This window comes from Kribbella sp. NPDC051770 (assembly GCF_040681455.1).
GTDB lineage: Bacteria > Actinomycetota > Actinomycetes > Propionibacteriales > Kribbellaceae > Kribbella.
Window position 1 is genome coordinate 1,100,209 of the sequence record NZ_JBFAYT010000001.1, and the last position, 18,094, is coordinate 1,118,302.

The 18,094-nt window shown below is 70.8% G+C and carries 13 protein-coding genes; 3 read left to right on the forward strand and 10 right to left on the reverse strand.

The features are described from left to right. Positions 1-4 precede the first annotated feature (4 nt). Genes AB0M01_RS05310 through AB0M01_RS05340 form a run of 7 tightly spaced genes read right to left on the reverse strand, consistent with a single transcriptional unit; the run spans position 5 to position 10,544 of the window. Positions 5-2,290 carry an aminotransferase class III-fold pyridoxal phosphate-dependent enzyme gene (locus AB0M01_RS05310; RefSeq protein WP_363665657.1) on the reverse strand — a complete coding sequence of 762 codons (2,286 nt, stop codon included), beginning with the start codon at positions 2,288-2,290 and terminating at the stop codon, positions 5-7. Between the two features lie 10 nt (positions 2,291-2,300). Continuing rightward, positions 2,301-2,993 (reverse strand): MBL fold metallo-hydrolase, encoded by a 693-nt coding sequence (locus tag AB0M01_RS05315; RefSeq protein ID WP_363665659.1) that lies wholly within the window; start codon positions 2,991-2,993, stop codon positions 2,301-2,303. Further along, positions 2,993-3,976, reverse strand: coding sequence for a pyridoxal-phosphate dependent enzyme (locus tag AB0M01_RS05320; protein WP_363665661.1), 984 nt, complete (start codon positions 3,974-3,976; stop codon positions 2,993-2,995). Before AB0M01_RS05320 ends, AB0M01_RS05315 begins: the two co-directional genes overlap by 1 nt. 14 nt (positions 3,977-3,990) lie before the next feature. Further along, the gene (locus AB0M01_RS05325) at positions 3,991-5,190 is read right to left on the reverse strand and encodes a C45 family peptidase (protein ID WP_363665662.1); all 1,200 of its coding nucleotides are present in this window, start codon (positions 5,188-5,190) and stop codon (positions 3,991-3,993) included. Positions 5,191-5,237: 47 nt separating this feature from the next. Then, positions 5,238-7,034, reverse strand: a complete 1,797-nt coding sequence (locus AB0M01_RS05330) for an aldehyde dehydrogenase family protein (RefSeq protein ID WP_363665664.1) — start codon at positions 7,032-7,034, stop codon at positions 5,238-5,240. 1 nt (position 7,035) lies between these two features. Next, complete coding sequence (gene acnA, locus AB0M01_RS05335; protein ID WP_363665666.1) at positions 7,036-9,477, reverse strand: aconitate hydratase AcnA; 2,442 nt, start codon at positions 9,475-9,477, stop codon at positions 7,036-7,038. Continuing rightward, a complete protein-coding gene (locus AB0M01_RS05340) occupies positions 9,474-10,544 on the reverse strand; it encodes an isocitrate/isopropylmalate dehydrogenase family protein (RefSeq protein ID WP_363665668.1) in 1,071 nt (356 codons plus the stop codon). Before AB0M01_RS05340 ends, acnA begins: the two co-directional genes overlap by 4 nt. 178 nt (positions 10,545-10,722) lie before the next feature. Here AB0M01_RS05340 and AB0M01_RS05345 point away from each other — a divergent pair, with 178 nt between their 5' ends. Both AB0M01_RS05345 and AB0M01_RS05350 read left to right on the forward strand, forming a co-directional pair. After that, positions 10,723-11,406, forward strand: coding sequence for a GntR family transcriptional regulator (locus AB0M01_RS05345; protein WP_363665670.1), 684 nt, complete (start codon positions 10,723-10,725; stop codon positions 11,404-11,406). Next, positions 11,399-12,397: a GDSL-type esterase/lipase family protein gene (locus AB0M01_RS05350; protein ID WP_363665672.1), complete on the forward strand. Its 999-nt coding sequence runs from the start codon at positions 11,399-11,401 to the stop codon at positions 12,395-12,397. The genes AB0M01_RS05345 and AB0M01_RS05350 overlap by 8 nt, the downstream gene beginning before the upstream one ends. Here the strand turns inward: AB0M01_RS05350 and AB0M01_RS05355 are convergent. The 3 genes from AB0M01_RS05355 to AB0M01_RS05365 form a co-directional block, all read right to left on the reverse strand. Next, entirely contained in the window at positions 12,381-13,217 is an 837-nt protein-coding gene (locus tag AB0M01_RS05355) for an alpha/beta hydrolase (RefSeq protein ID WP_363665674.1), read from the reverse strand. The genes AB0M01_RS05350 and AB0M01_RS05355 overlap by 17 nt on opposite strands. Before the next feature lie 74 nt (positions 13,218-13,291). Then, a complete protein-coding gene (locus AB0M01_RS05360; protein WP_363665676.1) occupies positions 13,292-13,576 on the reverse strand; it encodes a hypothetical protein in 285 nt (94 codons plus the stop codon). Between the two features lie 59 nt (positions 13,577-13,635). Beyond that, complete coding sequence (locus tag AB0M01_RS05365; protein WP_363666214.1) at positions 13,636-16,614, reverse strand: glycine--tRNA ligase; 2,979 nt, start codon at positions 16,612-16,614, stop codon at positions 13,636-13,638. Positions 16,615-16,930: 316 nt separating this feature from the next. Here AB0M01_RS05365 and AB0M01_RS05370 point away from each other — a divergent pair, with 316 nt between their 5' ends. Continuing rightward, the gene (locus tag AB0M01_RS05370; RefSeq protein ID WP_363665678.1) at positions 16,931-17,974 is read left to right on the forward strand and encodes a methyltransferase; all 1,044 of its coding nucleotides are present in this window, start codon (positions 16,931-16,933) and stop codon (positions 17,972-17,974) included. Positions 17,975-18,094 lie beyond the last annotated feature (120 nt).

Genomic DNA, 18,094 nt, shown 5'->3' on the forward strand with positions numbered 1-18,094 from the left:
GCCCTCACAGTAGTGCGAACGCCTTCAGGAACAGCTCGACGTGCTGGGTCTCCCAGATCAGCGGCGGCCGGATCTTCAGCACCTGACCACCGGGTCCGGTCGTGCCGACCAGTACGCCGTGCTCGCGCAGCCGCTCGGCCAGGTCGGCCGCGGTCACGCCGGCCTCGTCCGGGATCTCGACGCCGACCATCAGCCCCTGCCCGCGGACCTTCGCCGCCCGGTGGATCGACGGCGCCAGCTCGGTCAACCCGGCGAGCAACTGCGCGCCGACCGCACCCGACCGCGCGACCAGGTCGGACTCCTCGATCACGTCGAGCACGGTGTTCGCCGCGACGCAGGAGACCGGGTTGCCGCCGAAGGTGCTGAAGAACTCGTCCACGGTCGCGAACTGCTCGGCGATCGCGCGGCGGGTGATCAGCGCGGCGACCGGGTGCCCGTTGCCCATCGGCTTGCCGAGCGTGACGAAGTCCGGCGTCAGCCCGTAGTCCTCGAACCGCCACAGGTGCCGTCCGCCGCGGCCGAACCCGGCCTGCACCTCGTCGGCGAGGAACAGCCCACCGGCCGCGTGCACCGCGTCCTGCAGCCCACGCATGAACTCACCGGTCGGCGTCAGAATCCCCGCGCTGCTGAAGACCGAGTCGACCGCGAGCAACGCGACGTCGTGCCCGTCCAGCTGGTCGCGCCCGGCCTGAACGCGTTCCCGGGCCTCCTCCGCAGTCGGCTGCCGACCGTCCACAACCCGCGGCGCCTCGAACGTGCCGACGTGTGCCGGACGCGCCGACGGTGGATAGGTGTTGGTCGACCAGGCAGTCGTCGCCTCGCTCACCCCGTGGTACGCCAGATCGGCAGCGATCGCGCCCGACCGCCCGGTGACGATCCGCGCCATCCGCCAGGCCAGGTCGTTGGCCTCGCTGCCCGAGTTCATGAACACGCAGGTGTCCAGCCCGTCCGGCATCGACGCGGTCAGCCGCTCGGCCAGCTCGATCGCGTGCGGGTGCAGGTACCGCGAGTGCACATTCAGTACGCCGGCCTGCCGCGCGACCGCCTGCACCACGGCCGGGTGCGCGTGCCCGACGACCGGAACGTTGTTGTAGGCATCGAGGTAGCGCTTGCCGTCGGTCCCTTCGATCCAGACCCCCGCGGCCCGCGCGACCTGCAACGGCCGCCGGTAGAACAACGGCGACAACGTCCTCCCCCCGAACACCAAGTCCCGGCGGTCGAGCAGGTCATCACCTCCCGCAACACTGACGCGCGACGTGCCGCAGATCCGGTGGAACCGGTCCGACAGCTCCCGCGGCGACAGCTCCGTCCACAAGTCGAGCACGTGCCAGCTCCCGGCGACCAGGCTGGTCAGGTACTCCTCGTTGCCCGGGTACAGCGGCGCTCGCCAAGCCGAGATCAGCGTGCTCGCCGCACACCGCGCGAGCACCAGCTCGCCGATCAGCTCGACCTCCGCCGGCTCCAGTGGCAGCACCCGCTGGTACGCGTCCAGGAACTCGCGCGCGGCCGGCCAGGGGTCCTCGGACTCGCGCAGCAGCGAAGCCAGGCTGATCGCCAGGTCCGCGACGCGCGCGGTGTGGTGCATGTCGCCGAAGTCGATCACGCCGTCGATGCCGTCGGCCCCGAGCAGCACGTTGCTCAGCGTCACGTCGGCGTGCAGGGTCAGCGCCGGCAGCTTGCTCGTTGCCTCCGGCAAGGATTCGAAGCGGTCGAGCAGGCGCTGCATCGGAGCCCGGCGGCGCTCCTCGGGCAGGCGTTCGGCGTACGGGCGCAACGACGAGACCACGCGGGGATCCCAGTCCAGACGGCGGTGCGCGGCCGGATGACCGAAGCCCTGCAGGGCTTTGACGAGCCGCGCGCAGATCGTGCCGAACGACGCGGCGAACCAGCTCGGCAGCCGAACCAGGTCGCCGACCTGGCCGGGCATCACCGTCATCAGCCGGGTCAAGTGCTGGCGGCCGTCCGCGGCCTCGGCGAGCACCACCGAGCTGCCGTCGAGCGCGGGCAGCAGCCGTGGGATCGGCAGCGCCGGATCGGTCAGCTCGACGTGCCGCATCGCGGCGCTCTCCATCGCGATCTGCGCCGGGTCGTCACCGGTGTTGGAGATCTTCAGCACCAGCTCGCGACCGTCGCCGGTGACGGCGAGGAAGTTGCGGTCCCGCTCGCTGCGCAGCATCGTCAGCTCCGCCACGATCCCGTACGCCGTCCGCAGCAGGTCGGTCGCCGCGGCGATCCCGACCTCGGGCGGGTCCTCGATCATGCTTGGCGTCTGCCCTGCGACGGTCTCCACGCTCACTCCTTCACCTGACACTGCTCGCCCCGCGGAACACCAGCGGCGTCCGGGGCTGCGCGGTCTCGAAAGCTCCGCCGGCGGTCCGCCGGAGCAACTGATCGTGACCCGGCAGGACGAAGTCCGCCAGGGCGGCGACCCGCGCGATCGACGCGTTCGCCTGCTCCGGGCCGGTCGGCTGCCCCGACGCCTGCCCGGACCGCAGCACGTCCAGCGTCGGTACGGCGTCGCCGGTCAGCACGACGGTCCCGTCGTCGGTCGCGACGCTGAGCCCGATCGAGCCGGGCGTGTGCCCGGGCAGCTCGATCACCTGGACACCCGGCAGCACCTCGTCGCCTTCAGCAGTCTCGGTGATCTCCAGCCCGGCCAGCACCGAGCTGGTCCAGCTCGGCGTGTGCGGCCCGGCCGGGTTCGCCAGGAAGGTCAGCTCGGCGGGGTGCACGACCACGCGGCTCCCGGCGAACAGGTCGATGTTCTGGATGTGGTCCCAGTGCCCGTGCGACAGCACGACGGTGTCGATGTCGGCCGGTTCGAAACCACGCTCGGCCAGCTCGCGACGCAGCGCCCGGCGGCGGCCGACGTGCCCGAAGTCGAACACCAAACGTCGGCCCTCGCTCTCGACCAGCACGATCGAGCAGAACGCCGGGCTGCCCTGGTCGGTCGCGAGCGAGTAGCCGTTGAGCAGCGCGGTGACGGTGGGCATCAGCCCAGCGCCGTGACGAGCGTGCTCGCCGAGATGTTGCCGCCGCAGGACACGATCGCGACCCGCGCGCCTTCCAGATCCGTACGCCGGGCGCGCGCGGCCGCGAAGGCCATCGCCGCCGAGCCTTCGACCAGCTGGTGCTCGGTGTCGATCACCATCCGCAGCGCGGCGGCGATCGCGTCCTCGCTGACCAGCACCCAGTCGTCGACCAGCTCGCGGCAGAGCGGGAACGTGATGCTGCCCGGTTCGACGCTGCCCGCCGTACCGTCGGACAGGCTCTCCTGCGGCTCGACCTGGACGATCTCCCCGGCCACGATCGACGCGGCCATCGGCGCCTCCCGGACCGGCGAAGCACCGATCACCTTGATGCCCGGCCGGTGCCGCTTCAGCACCGACGCGACGCCGCTGACCAGACCGCCACCGCCGACCGCGACGACGACCACGTCGAGCTGCTGACCGGCCAGCTGCTCGAGGATCTCCACCCCGACCGTGCCCTGCCCGGAGATCGTGTCGGGGTCGTTGTACGGCGGGACGTAGACCAGGTCGTGCTCGGCGGCGTACGCGCGGGCCTTCGGCTCCAGGACGCCGGAGTCGAGGCCTTCGGCGCGCAGCTCCAGCCCGAACCGGCGCAGCGCGGCGACCTTACCCGGCGCCGCGTTCTCCGGCAGGTAGACGATCCCGCGCCCGCCGAGCGTGGCCAGCGCGTTGCCGACGCCGAGCCCGTGGTTGCCGGTGGACGCCGTCACGACGCCGCGCTCGCGCTGCTCGTCGGTGAGGGTGAGGATCTTCGCCATCGACCCGCGGGCCTTGAACGAGCCGGTCCGCTGCAGGTGCTCGCTCTTGACCAGCACCTCGGCGCCGATCTCCTCGCTGAACGCGTCGTACCGGACCAGCGGCGTCATCGGCAGGTGCTCGCGCAGCTTCGGCGCGACCCGCTCGGACCGGGCGGCGATCTCGGCCGGCGTCGGTTGTTCGTCGGTCATCTGGATCTCTCCGTTCAGGAAGACGTCGTACTGAGGGCCGGCGACGGGACGTCGGGACGCTCCTCCGGGCCGGGGCCGTCGTACAGGTTCCAGGGCAGCTGCTGGTAGCTGTTGCTGCAGGGCAGTCCAGGGGTCAGCTGGTAGACGCCGGTGGTCAGGTCGACCAGGCTGGACACGATCGTCTCGTTGCGGTCCAGCTCGTGCCGGCGTGGGTCGGAGTGCTCGCAGACGGCGTTCGGGTGGCCGAAGTGGTCGCTCATCGTGGACTGCACGATCCGCGCGACCGCCTCCTCGCTGGTCCCGTCGAGGCGGATCTGGGCCAGGCCCTCCTCGACCCGCGGCAGCCGGTACAGCGAGTCGACCGAGAACGGCTTGTAGCTGCCGTTGATCTGCTCGGGGACGAACGACTGGAAGTGGTTGCCGTGCACGAGCAGGCCGTCGGTCGGGTACATCCAGCCGTTGCGGCCCGGCGTGGTCTCGATGTCGATCGCGAAGCCGTCCCGGTGCGTCAGCAGCAGGTTGCTGGACAGGCTCTGCCGGGCGTCGAAGATCACCTGCAGCGCGTCGTGGAAGTCCCAGCACTCCAGCACCGTACGGCGAACCACCGTGCCCGGGATCCCCGCGCCCGGGCCGAAGCCCGCGCCGAGTCCGTTCGCGTTCAGCGCGATCCCGGCCGAGTTCGCGCCGTGCCGGGCGACCTGGCCGGCCTCGACGTGACCGATGATCGTCGGCTTGCCGGGCTGGGTGATCCGCAGCACCACGACGGTGCCGGCGACACCGGAGTACAGGTCCCAGTTCTGGCCGGCGAAGACGTGGCCGAGCGGGTTGGCGGCCGGCAGCAGCGCGAACGACGTACAGCCGTCGTCGTTGGCGTCGGCGACCCCGGTGCCCTCGGTGTGCTCGGTCCCGAACACGTCGCCGCGGAGCAGCTCGCCGCGGACGTTCAGGGTCAGGATCTCCTCCAGGCTGCGGTTCGCGCCGAGCGCGATGCCGCGGATCTCCTCGAGCAGGTCCGGCGCGAAGCCCTCGACCAGCGGGATCCACTGCCGCGAGCGCGCCGTCACCTCGTCCCACGGCAGCCCGGTCTTGCGGGACACCGAGGCGGAGTAGAAGGCCAGCGAGCGCTCGATCTGCGCGCGGGCGGCCTCGCCGTACTGCTCACCCCGGCCCCGCGGGTCGGCGGCGGTGAGGTCGATGGTCGGCAACTGCGTCACGAGCTTGACTCCATTCGTTACAAGATCAGGATTCACTGTAGCGTCTATTACGAGCGCGAGGAATGGCCTGTCCGGTCGCCGTCGGACAGGTGCGCGACGGTGACGCCGGTCTCGGTCAGCGTCCGGGTGACCGCGCGGCCGCCGTACACCCAGTAGATGGTCATCTCGTCGTCGCCGGCGTTGACGAAGTGGTGCGGTACGCCGGCCGGCACCCAGGTCGCGTCGCCGGCCTTCAGCTCGACGCGTTCGCCGCCGATCACCGCGACCGCGCGGCCGCGCAGGATCAGCACCGACTCCTCGACGTTGTGCGAGTGCAGCGGGATCTGGGTGCCGACCTGGAAGGTGGTCGTGCCGGTGGTGACGCCGTTGTGGGTGCTGTTCCAGCTGCCGACGTACGGCGTGGTGACGACGCCGTTGCCGCGGTCGAAGACCTCGACCTCGTCGGGGTCGATGACCAGGCACTCGGACTCGGGCGTCGTGGCCGGGCCGACCCAGACGGTCTTGGTGTTCATGAACTCGCGCATACCGTGCGGGCCCAGCTCGCGGCCGTAGCCGGAGCGCTTGATGCCGCCGAACGGGAGCCGGGGGTCGGAGGCGACCATCCCGTTGACGAACACCGCTCCGGCTTCGAGCTTGCGGCTGTACTCCTCGGCCTTGGCCGCGTCGGTCGTCCACAGCGCGGCGCCGAGGCCGAACTCGGTCTGGTTGGCCAGCCGGATCGCCTCGTCGGCGTCGGTCGCGCGGACGATCGCGGCCAGCGGGCCGAAGGTCTCCTCGTCGAACGCGGCCATTCCCGGTACGACGTGGTCGAGCACGGTGGGCTGGTAGAAGTAGCCCTCACGGTCGACGTTCTCGCCACCGCGCAGCAGCTTCGCGCCGGCCTCGACCGAGCGGCGGGCCTGGTCGTGCAGGGTGTCGCGCAGGTCCGCCCTGGCCAGCGGGCCGATCGTCGTCTCGTCCGCGAGCGGATCGCCGATCACCAGCCGGTCGGTCGCGGCGCAGAACGCGTCCACGAACTCGTCCGCCACCGACTCCTCGATGATGAACCGCTTCGCGTTCACGCAACTCTGCCCGACGTTGATGAACCGCGCCCGGACGGCGGTCTCGGCCGCGGCCTGGAGGTCGGCGTCGGCCAGGACGACGAACGGGTCGGAGCCGCCCAGCTCCAGCACCTGCTTCTTCAGCGCCGCGCCGGCCTGGGCCGCGATGATCGTGCCGACCTCGGTCGAGCCGGTGAACGTCACCGCGGCGATCCGCTCGTCGGCGATCAGCTCGGCGACCTTCTTCGTCTCCACCAGGACGACCTGGGCCAGGCCTTCCGGCGTACCGGCCGCGTACAGGACGGCGGCGATCGCCAGCGCGCACTGCGGAACCGAGTTGGCGTGCTTGAGCACGATGCCGTTGCCTGCGGCAAGCGCCGGGGCGGCGAAGCGGAAGAACTGCCAGAACGGGTAGTTCCACGGCATCACCGCGAGGACGACGCCGAGCGGGTCGTGGACGATCCGGCTCTGGCTCGCGTTGCTGCGCACCGGCTGGTCGGCCACGAAGCCGATCGCGTTCGTCGCGTAGTACTCGCAGGTGATCGCGCACTTCTCGATCTCCGCGCGGGCCTCGGTCAGCGGCTTGCCCATCTCCTGGGAGATCAGCAGCGCGAGATCGGCGGACTTGTCGCGCAGCGTCGTGGCGATCCTGCGGAGCAGCTCGGTGCGCTCGCCGATCGGAGTCCGGCGCCAGGCGGCCTGTGCCGCGACGGCCGCGGTCAGGCGTTCGTCGACCGACTGGTCGGACTCCGGCTCGAACTCGGCCAGCTGCTGACCTGTCGCGGGGTTGACGGAACGGATCATCTCAGAGCTCTCCTGCCTTCAGACGCTGCAGCACGTAGGGCAGCACGCCGCCGTGCCGGTAGTACTCGGACTCCCGCGGAGTGTCGAGGCGGATCCGCAGCCGGTAGCTGCGGCCGCCGGAGACGACGGTCGCGAACCCGTCGTCGCCGAGGGTGATGTCGATCGGGTGCTCGCCGGTGAGTTCGTCGCCCTCGCCGTCGGCGAACTCGAGGGGGAGGATGCCGAGACCGACGAGGTTGGAGCGGTGGATGCGCTCGAAGGACTTCGCGAGGACCGCGCGGACGCCGAGCAGGGCGGGGCCTTTCGCGGCCCAGTCCCGGGACGACCCGGTGCCGTAGTCCTTACCCGCGATCACGACGACCGGAGTCTTCTCGAGTCGGTACGCCTGAGCGGCGTCGTACACCGACATCAGCTCCCCGTCCTTGCTGGTGAACCCACCTTCACGGTCCACCAGCTGGTTCCGCAGCCGGAGGTTGGCGAACGCGCCGCGCATCATCACCAGGTGGTTCCCTCTTCTGGACGCGTACGTGTTGAGCTCCTTCACCCCCAGCTCACGCAGGTACTTGCCCGCCACACTGTCCGGCGGGATCGCCCCCGCCGGCGAGATGTGATCGGTCGTCACCGAGTCCCCGAGCCTGACCAGCGCGCGGGCTCCCTTCAGGTCACCCGGCGTGCTCGGCTGCTCCAGGTACGGCGGCCGCTGCAGGTACGTCGACTCGGCTTCCCACTGATAGGTCTTGCTGCCCTCGACCGCCAGGCCACGCCACCGCGCGTCGCCGGCGAACACATCGGCGTACGCGTTGGCGAACATCTCGGGCTTCAGCGCGTTCTGGATGATCTCGTCGATCTCGGCCTGCGTCGGCCAGAGATCCTCCAGGTAGATCCCGTCGGCGATAGGCTCGGTGGTGAGGTCGAGCCCCATCCGCCCCGCGAGCGCGTAGGCGACCACGAGCGGCGGCGACGCCAGGTAGTTCTGCCGGACGTCGGGCTGGATGCGGCTCTCGAAGTTCCGGTTGCCGGACAGCACGGCTGCGACCGAGAGACCCTTCGCCCGGACCTCCTCGGCCACGCCGTCGGCGAGCCCGCCGGAGGCGCCGATGCAGGTCATGCACCCGAAGCCGGCCAGGTGGAACCCGAGCTTCTCCAGGTACGGCGTGAGCCCCGCGGCGGCGTAGTAGTCCATCACGACCCGGGAGCCCGGCGAGAGCGTCGTCTTCACCCAGGGCTTGGTGGTCAGCCCGAGCTCGACCGCCTTCTTGGCGACGAGGCCCGCGGCGACCATCACGCTCGGGTTGGAGGTGTTCGTGCAGGAGGTGATCGCGGCGATCACCACAGACCCGTCGGCCAGCTCTCCCGCTCCCCCATCCCCGCTCGCCGTCCTCGCGGCGACTTCCGTCAACGGGATGCGCTGGTTCGGCCGGTTCGGCCCGGCGATCGACGCCACGACCTCCGACAGGTCGACCGTCAGCTCCTCGTCGTACCGGATCTCCATGCCGTCGTGCCAGAGCCCCTGCTCCTTGGCGTAGTTCTCCACCAGCTCGACATGGTCGCGCCCGGTGAACCGCAGGTAGTCCAGCGTCTGCTCGTCGATCGGGAACCACGCGACCGTCGACCCGAACTCCGGGCTCATGTTCGCGATCGTCGCCCGGTCCGGCACCGGCAGGCCGGCCAGCGACGGCCCGAAGAACTCGACCAGCTTCCCGACCACCCCGTGCGCCCGCAGCCGCTCGGTGATCGTCAGCACCAGATCCGTCGCCGTCGACCCGGCCGGCAACGCACCGACCAGCCGGACGCCGACCACCTTCGGGATCACCATCGAGACCGACTGCCCGAGCATCGCCGCCTCGGCCTCGATCCCGCCGATCCCCCAGCCGAGCACGCCGAGCCCGTTCACCATCGTGGTGTGCGAGTCGGTCCCCAGGCACAGGTCCGGGAACGCGACCCCGTCCCGTACCTCGACCACCCGCGCGAGCTTCTCCAGGTTGACCTGGTGCATGATCCCGGCGCCCGGCGGCACGACCTTCAGCTGCTCGAAGGCCTCCTGCCCCCAGCGCAGGAACTGGTACCGCTCGCCGTTGCGCCGGTACTCCAGCTCGACGTTCCGCTCCAGCGCGTCGGGCCGCCCGAAGACGTCGGCGATCACCGAGTGATCCACCACCAGCTCGGCCGGCACCAACGGATCGACCCGCGCCGGGTCTCCGCCCTGCGCGGCCATCGCGTCCCGCATCGCGGCGAGATCGGCCAGTACGGGGACGCCGTTGGTGTCGTGCAGGAAGACCCGCGACGGGTGGACCTCGATCTCACCGGTTGCCCCCGGCACCCAGTTTGCGAGCACGCTGCTGTCGGTCCCGTGCCGCAGGGCGTTCTCCAGCAGGATCCGCAGCGTCCGCGGCAGATACTGCGGCGCAACCCATCGGAGCGGCTGGTAGTCGGGGGCGATCATGCTGAAGTGATCGCCTTGGCAACAGCCGAACCGAACTCTGCTGTGCCCGCCGTACCACCCAAGTCTCGTGTACAGACTCCTGAGCGGATGGTCGCGAACAGTGCGTCATCCACCAGTTGAGCCGCCTTGCTCGCCGCCGGGTCGTCGCAGCGTCGCCCCAGCCAGTCCAGCAACATCCCACCCGACCCGATCATCGCCGTCGGGTTCGCCAGGTCCTGCCCGGCGATGTCCGGCGCCGAACCGTGCGCGGCCTGCGCCATCGCCCGCTCCGCCGACGCGTTCACCGACGGCGCGATCCCCAGCGACCCGGCCAGCTCACCCGCGAGGTCCGACAGGATGTCCCCGAACATGTTCTCGGTGACGATCACGTCGAAGTCCGCCGCACGGCGTACGAGGTGCACGGTCATCGCATCGATGTGGAAGTCGTCGACGACGACCTCCGGGTACTCCGCCGCGATCTCCTGGCAGATCGCCCGGAACATCCCCGTCGAGGTCCGCAGCACGTTCGCCTTGTGCACGACCGTCAGGTGCTGCCGCCGCCGCTTGGCCAGCTCGAACGCCTCCCGCGCGATCCGCTCGATCGCCGGCCGGGTGAAGACGCCCATCGCGATCGCGACGTCCTTGGTCGGCATGTACTCACCGGTCCCGGCGAACGTGTTGCGGTCGGCGTAGAAGCCCTCGGTGTTCTCCCGGACGACGACCAGATCGGTCCCGCGGTCGTCGAACGACCGGGCCGGGCGGATGTTGGCGTACAGGTCGAAATGCTTGCGGATCGCGCCGCTCGGGTTGAGCAGGGCGCGGTGCGGTTCCGGGTACGCCGCACTGTCGTGCGGGCCGAGCAGCCAGCCGTCGAGCTCACCGAGGGTCTCCAGCGTCGCGGGCGGCAGCGCGCTGCCGTGGGTCTCGATCGCGGCGGCACCGAGCGGCAGCGGGACCCACTCGATCGGGGCCGCACCGGCCGCGGCGACGGCCGCGTCCATCACCTCGACCGCGGCCGGGACGATCTCGGGACCGATGCCGTCGCCGAGCAGGATGCCGAGCCGGTAGCTGCGGGGGGTGGGGTTCACGCTGGTTCCTCTCCGGTGGGTCGGCCTCCACTGTGCTTCGTTATAACCTTCCGCGTCAAGCTGTGTCGCCGACTCGTCTCACGTCTTGATCTTGTGTGGTTTGGGCTAGAATCCTCGTTATAACGAGCTGTGGGGATCGGGTTGCGATAAGTTTGAGCCCCGGCCGGAGGGAGGTGCGATGGACGAGCAGAACGGGAACCGCCCGACCAAGGCGGAGGCGGCGTACGGGCTGGTCCGCGCCCGGATCCTGAGCGGCGAGCTGGTCGCCGGCGCGGTGATCCAGCAGGGCCCGCTGGCCCGCGATCTGGGCATCAGTACGACGCCGCTGCGCGAGGCGCTGCGCCGCTTGATGAGCGACGGCCTGGTCGAGCTCGACGCGCACCGCGACGCCCGCGTCACCGCCCTCACCGCCGAAGAGGCCCGCGACCTCCTGGAGATCCGCCGCTCCCTGGACCCCCTCGCGGCAGGCCTGGCCGCCGAACGCCGTACCCGCGCAGAACTGGACGCCATCCGCGCCTCGGCAACCCAGCTCCTCCCCCTGCGCACTGACCCGAACTCGCTCGAACTGGCCACCCACCGCGAGTTCCATGCCGCGATCTACCGCGCCTCCCACAACCAACTCCTGATCCAGTCCCTCGACAGCCTCTGGGACAAGGCCGACCGCTACCGCCGCCTGGCCCTCGAGACCGGCCGCTCCGAGGAAGACCTGGACCGCACCCACGCCGACCACCTGGCCCTGGTCGAAGCCATCGCCGCCCGCGACACCGAAACCGCGGCAGCGGTGATGCTCGCCCACGTCAACGCCAGCCTCGGCGCCCGAGCAGCGACCCGCCTGACAGCCCCAGAAGACACCCATGTCTGACGCACTCTGGACCGGTTACCGCTTCCGCGAGGTCGACGCCGACGGCTGGGCGACCTTCTGGCGCCTCGACCCCCGCGAGCAGTCCAACGGCCTGCACGACTGGCACGGCCGCCCCGACCGCCCCGGCCACCGCCTCTGGTCCCGCGCCGCCACGCCGGCCGGCGTACGCGCCTCCTGGAAAACCTCAGCCACCGAGATCCGCCTCGAACTGCGCACCGCCCTCGACATCTACACCAAGCTCGCCCCCGTCGACTTCCTCATCGACGGCCAACTCCACCACCGCCGAGAGCTGACGATCGGCGAGCAGGAGATCATCGTCCAACTCCCCGGCGCCCAAGCCGAGCTCACCGTCTGGCTCCCGCAGGCCGGCACTATCGCCGTACGGACGGTCACGTTCACCGGCGAAGCCACCCCCACACCCCCGACCGGCCCGCGCTGGATCACCTACGGCAGCTCGATCACCCAGTGCACCGGCGCCTACGGCCCCTCCGAGACCTGGCCGGCGCTGGTCGCCCGGCGCCACGGCTGGGACCTCACCGCGATGGGCTTCGCCGGCGAGTGCCACCTGGACCCGATCGCCGCCCGCACGATCCGCGACACCCCAGCCCGCCTGATCTCCCTGTGCCTCGGCATCAACATCTACGGCGGCGCGACCTTCTCCGGCCGCACCCTCCCCGGCCAGGTCGAGTCGTTCCTCCGTACGGTCCGCGACGGCCACCCGCACACGCCGCTGGTCGTCATCACCCCGCTGGTCGCCCCCGAGCACGAAGGCAAACCGAACGAGGTCGGCCTCACCCTCGACGACGTCCGCGCCTGCGTCGAGCTAGGCGCCCGCTCCCTCGCCGACCCCGACCTCCAACTCATCGACGGCCGCACGATCCTCACCCCCGAGGAGGCCCGGTCCCTGTACGCCGACGACCTCCACCCCGGCCCCGACGGCTACCGCCTGATCGCCGACCGCCTGGCCCCGCTCCTCACGCTCCCTCTCTGAGCACCCCGCCCAGCACCTCGGCGAACCCGTCCACCGCACTCCCGAATCCCCCGTGATCCCCGGGGAACACCGTCACCCCCACGCCGAGCCCGTCAGCCAACGCAACCGCAGCCCGCCCCGGCGGCTCCTCCGCCGACTGCTCCCCCACCCCAACCACCACCTGTACGCCGCCCAGCGCCGCCAGGTCGACCCGGTACCGGCCGAACGACGGCACCTCGTACCCGATGAAGAACCCGAAGTTCTGCTGCATCCGAGCCTGTACCTCAGCATCAGGCTCGATGATGGACCCCGGCCCCAGCTCACTCTCTTCAACAGCTGGTTCCGCCGACTGCTCAGCAGCAGCAGCAAACGCCGCGTTGAACACCTCCAACGCCGCCCACGGCCCCTCCGCCTGGAACTTCTTCTCCACGTCCTCCATCAACGTGTCCCAGTAGGCGCTGTCCGGCAACAAATGGAACAACGGCGGCTCATGAGCCACCACCGTCCCCACCAACTCCGGCCACCGAGCCGCCAGCTCCAGCGCGATGATCGCCCCCGAACTGTTCCCGAACACCGCAGCCCGCTCCCCCGGCGAAACCACCTCCAGCAACCGCCGCGCATCATCCGCATGCACCGCGATCTCCTGCGGCGATGGCTCCCCGTCCAGCGGACTCCGCGAGTTCCCCCGCCGGTCGTACGTCACCACCGTGTACCGCTCAGCCAGCCGATCGGCCAGCGGCGCATACGCTTCAGCGTCGTACACCCCGCCACACACCAACAGCAGCACCGGCCCAGCACCACGCGCCTCGTAGTACAGCTCCGCTCCAGGAACCACCAGCACAACAACACCTCCACAGGACTGCCGACCCTCCGGCCGATCACTCCCTGGTCGGAGCTGAACCCGCGACCTTGCGCTCACCCGGTGAACGAAACCGGCTTCCCCACCGCCTCGGCGTACGCGATCTCCCGCCGCGTCGACTCCCCGAGATACCCACCGGGATTCACCACCAGCACCCGGTCGGCCAGATCGATCTTCCGCAGATGCAACTCCCCCAACGCAACCTTCTGCTCGTCGGTGAGCTCCGCACCGAAGTCGCCAGGCGCAACGACGATCACCCCGGCGAGGCTCAGCTCCCGGTTCACCGCCACCATCTCGTCCGCGAACTTCAAGGACCCACAGATGCACACGATCTCAGCCACAGCTCAGTGAACAGCAAAGGGCGCCCGGCCGCAGCAGCCGGGCGCCCTTCACCAACGGATCAGCCGAGGCTGGTACCAAGCGCCTGCCAGTCCAGGACCGGCGCCGCCAGGTCGCGGATGGTGGCGAGCAGGCCGAGGCGGGCGGCCTTGACCTCTGGGTCTTCGGCCATCACCAGGATCTCCTCGAAGAACGTGGTGATCGGCTCGACCAGCACCGATGCCGCCGGGACGAACTCGGCGAGGGTGGTCGGGGCCGGGGTGACCTTCTGGACTGCCTCGTGCAGCACGACCTCCGCGGGCTCGGTGAGCTTGCTCGGGTCGTACGACGGGTCGGTGCCGGCCGGCACGATCCGGCGGGCCCGCTGCAGGACGGCGACCAGTTCGGCGAAGCCCTCGGTGTCGACCTGGCGGCCGAGCTCGGCGAGGGTCTCGTCGGCCAGCGCCGGGGCCTCGGCGAGCGGAAGCACCGCCGCGACCTGGAGGTGGTCGTCGCCGCGGTCGATCAGCTGCTGCTCGTACCGGCGTACGGCGAACTCGGACACCTCGGCCAGCGACTCGGCGGGCACCTCGATGCCCTGGGCACCGATCTGCTCGGCGGCGGCCGCGAGGCCGACCGGGAGCGTGATCGCCCGGAGCGACGGGTGCTCGCGCAGGATCGCCACCACACCGGCCGCGGCGCGACGCAGGGCGAACGGGTCCGACGAACCGGTCGGCTTGGCGCCGATCGCGAACAGGCCGGCGAGCAGGTCGAAGCGGTCGGCCAGCGCGAGCAGCGCGCCCGGCGTCGTCGCCGGGACCGGGTCACCGGCCGAGCGCGGCAGCTCCAGGTCGAACAGCGCCTGCGCGACCGCCTCGGTCTCGCCGGCGCGGCGCGCGTACTCGCGGGCCATCGTCCCGGCCAGGCTGGTCAGCTCGACCACCATCTGCGACCCGAGGTCGAACTTGGCCAGCTCGGCAGCCCGGTTCAGCGTGGTCAGGTCGTCGCCGTCGAGCCCGACGGTCCCGGCCAGCGACTGTGCGATCCGCCCGATCCGGCCGGCCCGCTGGGCCATCGAGCCGAGCTTCTCCTCGAAGGCCAGCTTGTCCAGCTCGCCCTTCATCGTCTCCGGCGTGGTCTGCAGGTCCGCGCGCCAGAAGAAGCTCGCGTCCTCGTACCGCGCCCGCAGCACACCTTCGTTGCCCCCGCGGACCACGTCCGGCTTCACCGAACCGTTGGCCACGGCAACGAAGTGCGGGAGCAGCTTCCCGTCCGCGTCCCGCACCGGCAGGTAGCGCTGGTGCTTGCGCATCACGGTGGTGAGGATCTCGCCCGGCAGGTCCAGGTACGCCGGCTCGAAGCCGCCGAGGATCGCGGTCGGCTCCTCGACCAGGTTGACGATCTGGTCGATCAGCGCCGACTCGCCCTCGACGTCGACACTGCCGCCGACGGTCGCGGCCAGTTCCTGCGCCGCCTCGACGATCTGCGTCCGCCGCCGGGCCGGGTCGGCCTCGATGCCGTGGATCCGGAGCAGATCGAGGTACCCCTCGGCGGCCGCGATCTCCACGGTCGGCTGCGCCGCCGTCCGGTGCACCCGGGTGATCCGCCCGGCGGTCAGCGTCGACGCCGCGACCGGGACGACCTGGTCGCCGAGCAGCGCGACCAGCCAGCGCACCGGCCGGGTGAACGACAGCTTGGCGTCGTTCCAGCGCATGTTCTTGTCCGAGCGCAGCCCGGTCACGATCTCGCTCAGTACGCCGCTCAGCACCTCGGCGGCACCGCGGCCCGGGTCGGGCTTGGTCACCGCGACGTACGTGACGCCGTCGACGTCCAGGTCGTGCAGCTCCGAGGCGTCCACGCCCTGGCCGCGGGCGAACCCGGCGGCGGCCTTGGTGATGTTGCCTTCGGCATCGAACGCCGCGGCCTTCTTCGGGCCGCGGGCAACCTTCTCGGCGTCCGGCTCGCCGGCCTGCACCTCGGTGACGAAGGCCACGACCCGGCGCGGGGTCGCGTACGTCGTGACGGTGCCGTGCCCGAGTCGGGTCGCCGCGAGCTTCTCGGTGAGGGCCTTGCGCACCGACTCGGCGGTCTTCGCGACCTCCGACGGCGGCATCTCCTCGGTCCCGATCTCGAACAGCAACTGCCGCGTCCCGGAGACCTTCGGGAACGACGTCGGCACCTCAGCCGCGGCCGGCAGCTCGGCCTGGCCCAGCGGGTACTCCAGCTCGGTGCGCCGCTCGGCCCACAGCTGCGCGACCTCACGGGCCAGCGTGCGCATCCGGCCGAACGCCTTGGCGCGCTCGGTGGTGCTGACCGCGCCGCGGGCGTCGAGCACGTTGAAGGTGTGCGAGCAGCGCAGCACGTTGATGTGCGCCGGGACCGGCAGCCGCGCGTCGAGCATCCGGCGCGCCTCCGCGGCGTACTCCTCGAAGAGCCGCTTCTGCGACTCCACGTCGGCGTCGTCGAGGTAGTACCGGCTCATCTCGTACTCGGCCTGGCCGAACGCCTCGCCGTACGAGATACCCGGCGCGTAGGCGATGTCCTTGAAGTGCGAGACGCCCTGCAGCGCCATCATGATCCGCTCGATGCCGTAGGTGATCTCCACCGACACCGGGTCCAGCGTCATGCCGCCGGCCTGCTGGAAGTAGGTGAACTGGGTGATCTCCAGGCCGTCCAGCCAGACCTCCCAGCCCAGCCCCCAGGAACCGGTCGCCGGGTTGGCCCAGTTGTCCTCGACGAAGCGCACGTCGTGGGCGTGGATGTCGATGCCGAGCACCTCGAGGCTGGCCAGGAACAGCTCCTGCGGGTTGCCCGGGTCCGGCTTGAGCACCACCTGGAACTGGGTGTGCGTCTGCAGCCGGTTCGGGTTCTCGCCGTAGCGGCTGTCGTCGGGGCGCACGCTCGGCTCGACGTACGCGACCCGCCACGGCTCGGGACCGAGCACCCGCAGGATGGTGGCCGGGTTCAGCGTGCCGGCACCCACCTCGGTGTTGAACGGCTGCACCACCATGCAGCCCCGGTCGGTCCAGTACTTCGTCAGCGCGAGCAGCGCGTCCTGCATGGTGAGCACGACAACAACCTCGGGTTCGGTGTGGGGATCTCAAGACCCCGCTGGCCGGGCAAGCCACCGGGATCGACCCGTGAAGTCTATTAGCCCCCACCGCATCCTCGCGCCACGCGTCACCACCCGAGCACTCAGCGCCCCGGAAACCCGGTGCCCGCGGGCCTCGTCGTGTCGTAGCGTCACCCCCGTGACCTGCCCCGTGCACGCGCCAGTCGTCCACTGACTCAGCCGTTCCCGCTCCCTCGCCGCGCTCGCGCGCCGCGAGGTGAGCAGCGCTGCCCCCGGTCACTTCTCTTCGCAGCAGGAACGGCTGATGGACACACCTCTCGTCATCGACGACACCTGGTCGGCTTCGCGCGCGCTCCGCGCCATCGAGCGAGGCTCTCGCCTGCTCTGGCAGGGCGACTGGCACACCGGGAAGCAGGTGGTCGCCGCGCTCAAGCGGCGACTCAGACCTCGCGAGTCGGACTTCGCGTCGTACCGGCGTGCGCGGGGCCGGCAGATGCGGGTCGTGAACTCGGTGCTGGTGCGGATCGACAGCTCGTACGGCGTGGAGGCGCGGCGGGCGCCGGACGTGCGACGGGCTTGTCTGCTCGCGTACGGCGTCGGCCGGGGCGATCGGCTGGTGCCGCTGCAGGAGTTGCTGGGGGTGATCGGGGCCGAGCAGCTGCGGCTTCGCGGGGTCGAGGTGCCTGCGCTGGGTGGTCGGATCCATCCGCACTACGGGGTGTTCGCGCCGACCCGGAGCGAGTACGCGGACTTGGTCGCTCGGGCACCGCTGGACGCAGTAGGTCAAGCATTTGATGTAGGGACCGGGACCGGAGTGCTGGCTGCCGTACTGGCGAAGCGCGGTTTCGCGGTGACAGCAACGGATCTGAGCCCTCGGGCGGTCGAGTGTGCGCGGGAGAACCTGACCCGGCTCGGGCTGACCGCCGACGTGGTGCGCGCCGACCTGTTCCCACCCGGCCGGGCTGACCTGATCGTCTGCAACCCGCCCTGGATCCCAGCCCGGCCGATCGGCCTCCTCGACCACGCGGTCTACGACGAGAACAGCCAGATGCTGCGCCGCTTCCTGTCCGGCGCGCGCGACCACCTGGAGCCCGGCGGCCAGGTCTGGCTGATCCTCTCTGACCTGGCCGAGCACCTCGGGCTGCGCTCCCGCGATGAACTGCTGAAGCTGATCGAGAGCGGGGGCCTCGCAGTCGCCGGGCGATCCGAGATCGCGCCCCGGCACACCAGGGCCCAGACAGCCCGAACCCGACAAGGAGGAGGCGGCCGAGGCGGCGGCCTGCTGGCGGAGGCCCGCGCGCGGGAGATCACCAGCTTGTGGCGGCTGGCGCCCGCCATCCAGCACTGATCAAGCAGGCGTCGGGCCGATGATCGAGGGCGCGCTGAGCGTGGGCGACAGGCCGGTGGCTCGCTTGATCAGTGGTGCAGGTCGGCGGGGTGGCCTGCGACTACAGGTTGTGTGTGATGC

Bases quoted from the DNA above. Each gene is read 5' to 3' on its own strand.
- AB0M01_RS05315 (WP_363665659.1), bottom strand. From the start codon at position 2,993: ATGCCCACCGTCACCGCGCTGCTCAACGGCTACTCGCTCGCGACCGAC.
- AB0M01_RS05320 (WP_363665661.1), bottom strand. From the start codon at position 3,976: ATGACCGACGAACAACCGACGCCGGCCGAGATCGCCGCCCGGTCCGAG.
- AB0M01_RS05330 (WP_363665664.1), bottom strand. From the start codon at position 7,034: ATGATCCGTTCCGTCAACCCCGCGACAGGTCAGCAGCTGGCCGAGTTC.
- acnA (WP_363665666.1), bottom strand. From the start codon at position 9,477: ATGATCGCCCCCGACTACCAGCCGCTCCGATGGGTTGCGCCGCAGTAT.
- AB0M01_RS05345 (WP_363665670.1), top strand. From the start codon at position 10,723: ATGGACGAGCAGAACGGGAACCGCCCGACCAAGGCGGAGGCGGCGTAC.
- AB0M01_RS05350 (WP_363665672.1), top strand. From the start codon at position 11,399: ATGTCTGACGCACTCTGGACCGGTTACCGCTTCCGCGAGGTCGACGCC.
- AB0M01_RS05365 (WP_363666214.1), bottom strand. From the start codon at position 16,614: ATGCAGGACGCGCTGCTCGCGCTGACGAAGTACTGGACCGACCGGGGC.
- AB0M01_RS05370 (WP_363665678.1), top strand. From the start codon at position 16,931: ATGGACACACCTCTCGTCATCGACGACACCTGGTCGGCTTCGCGCGCG.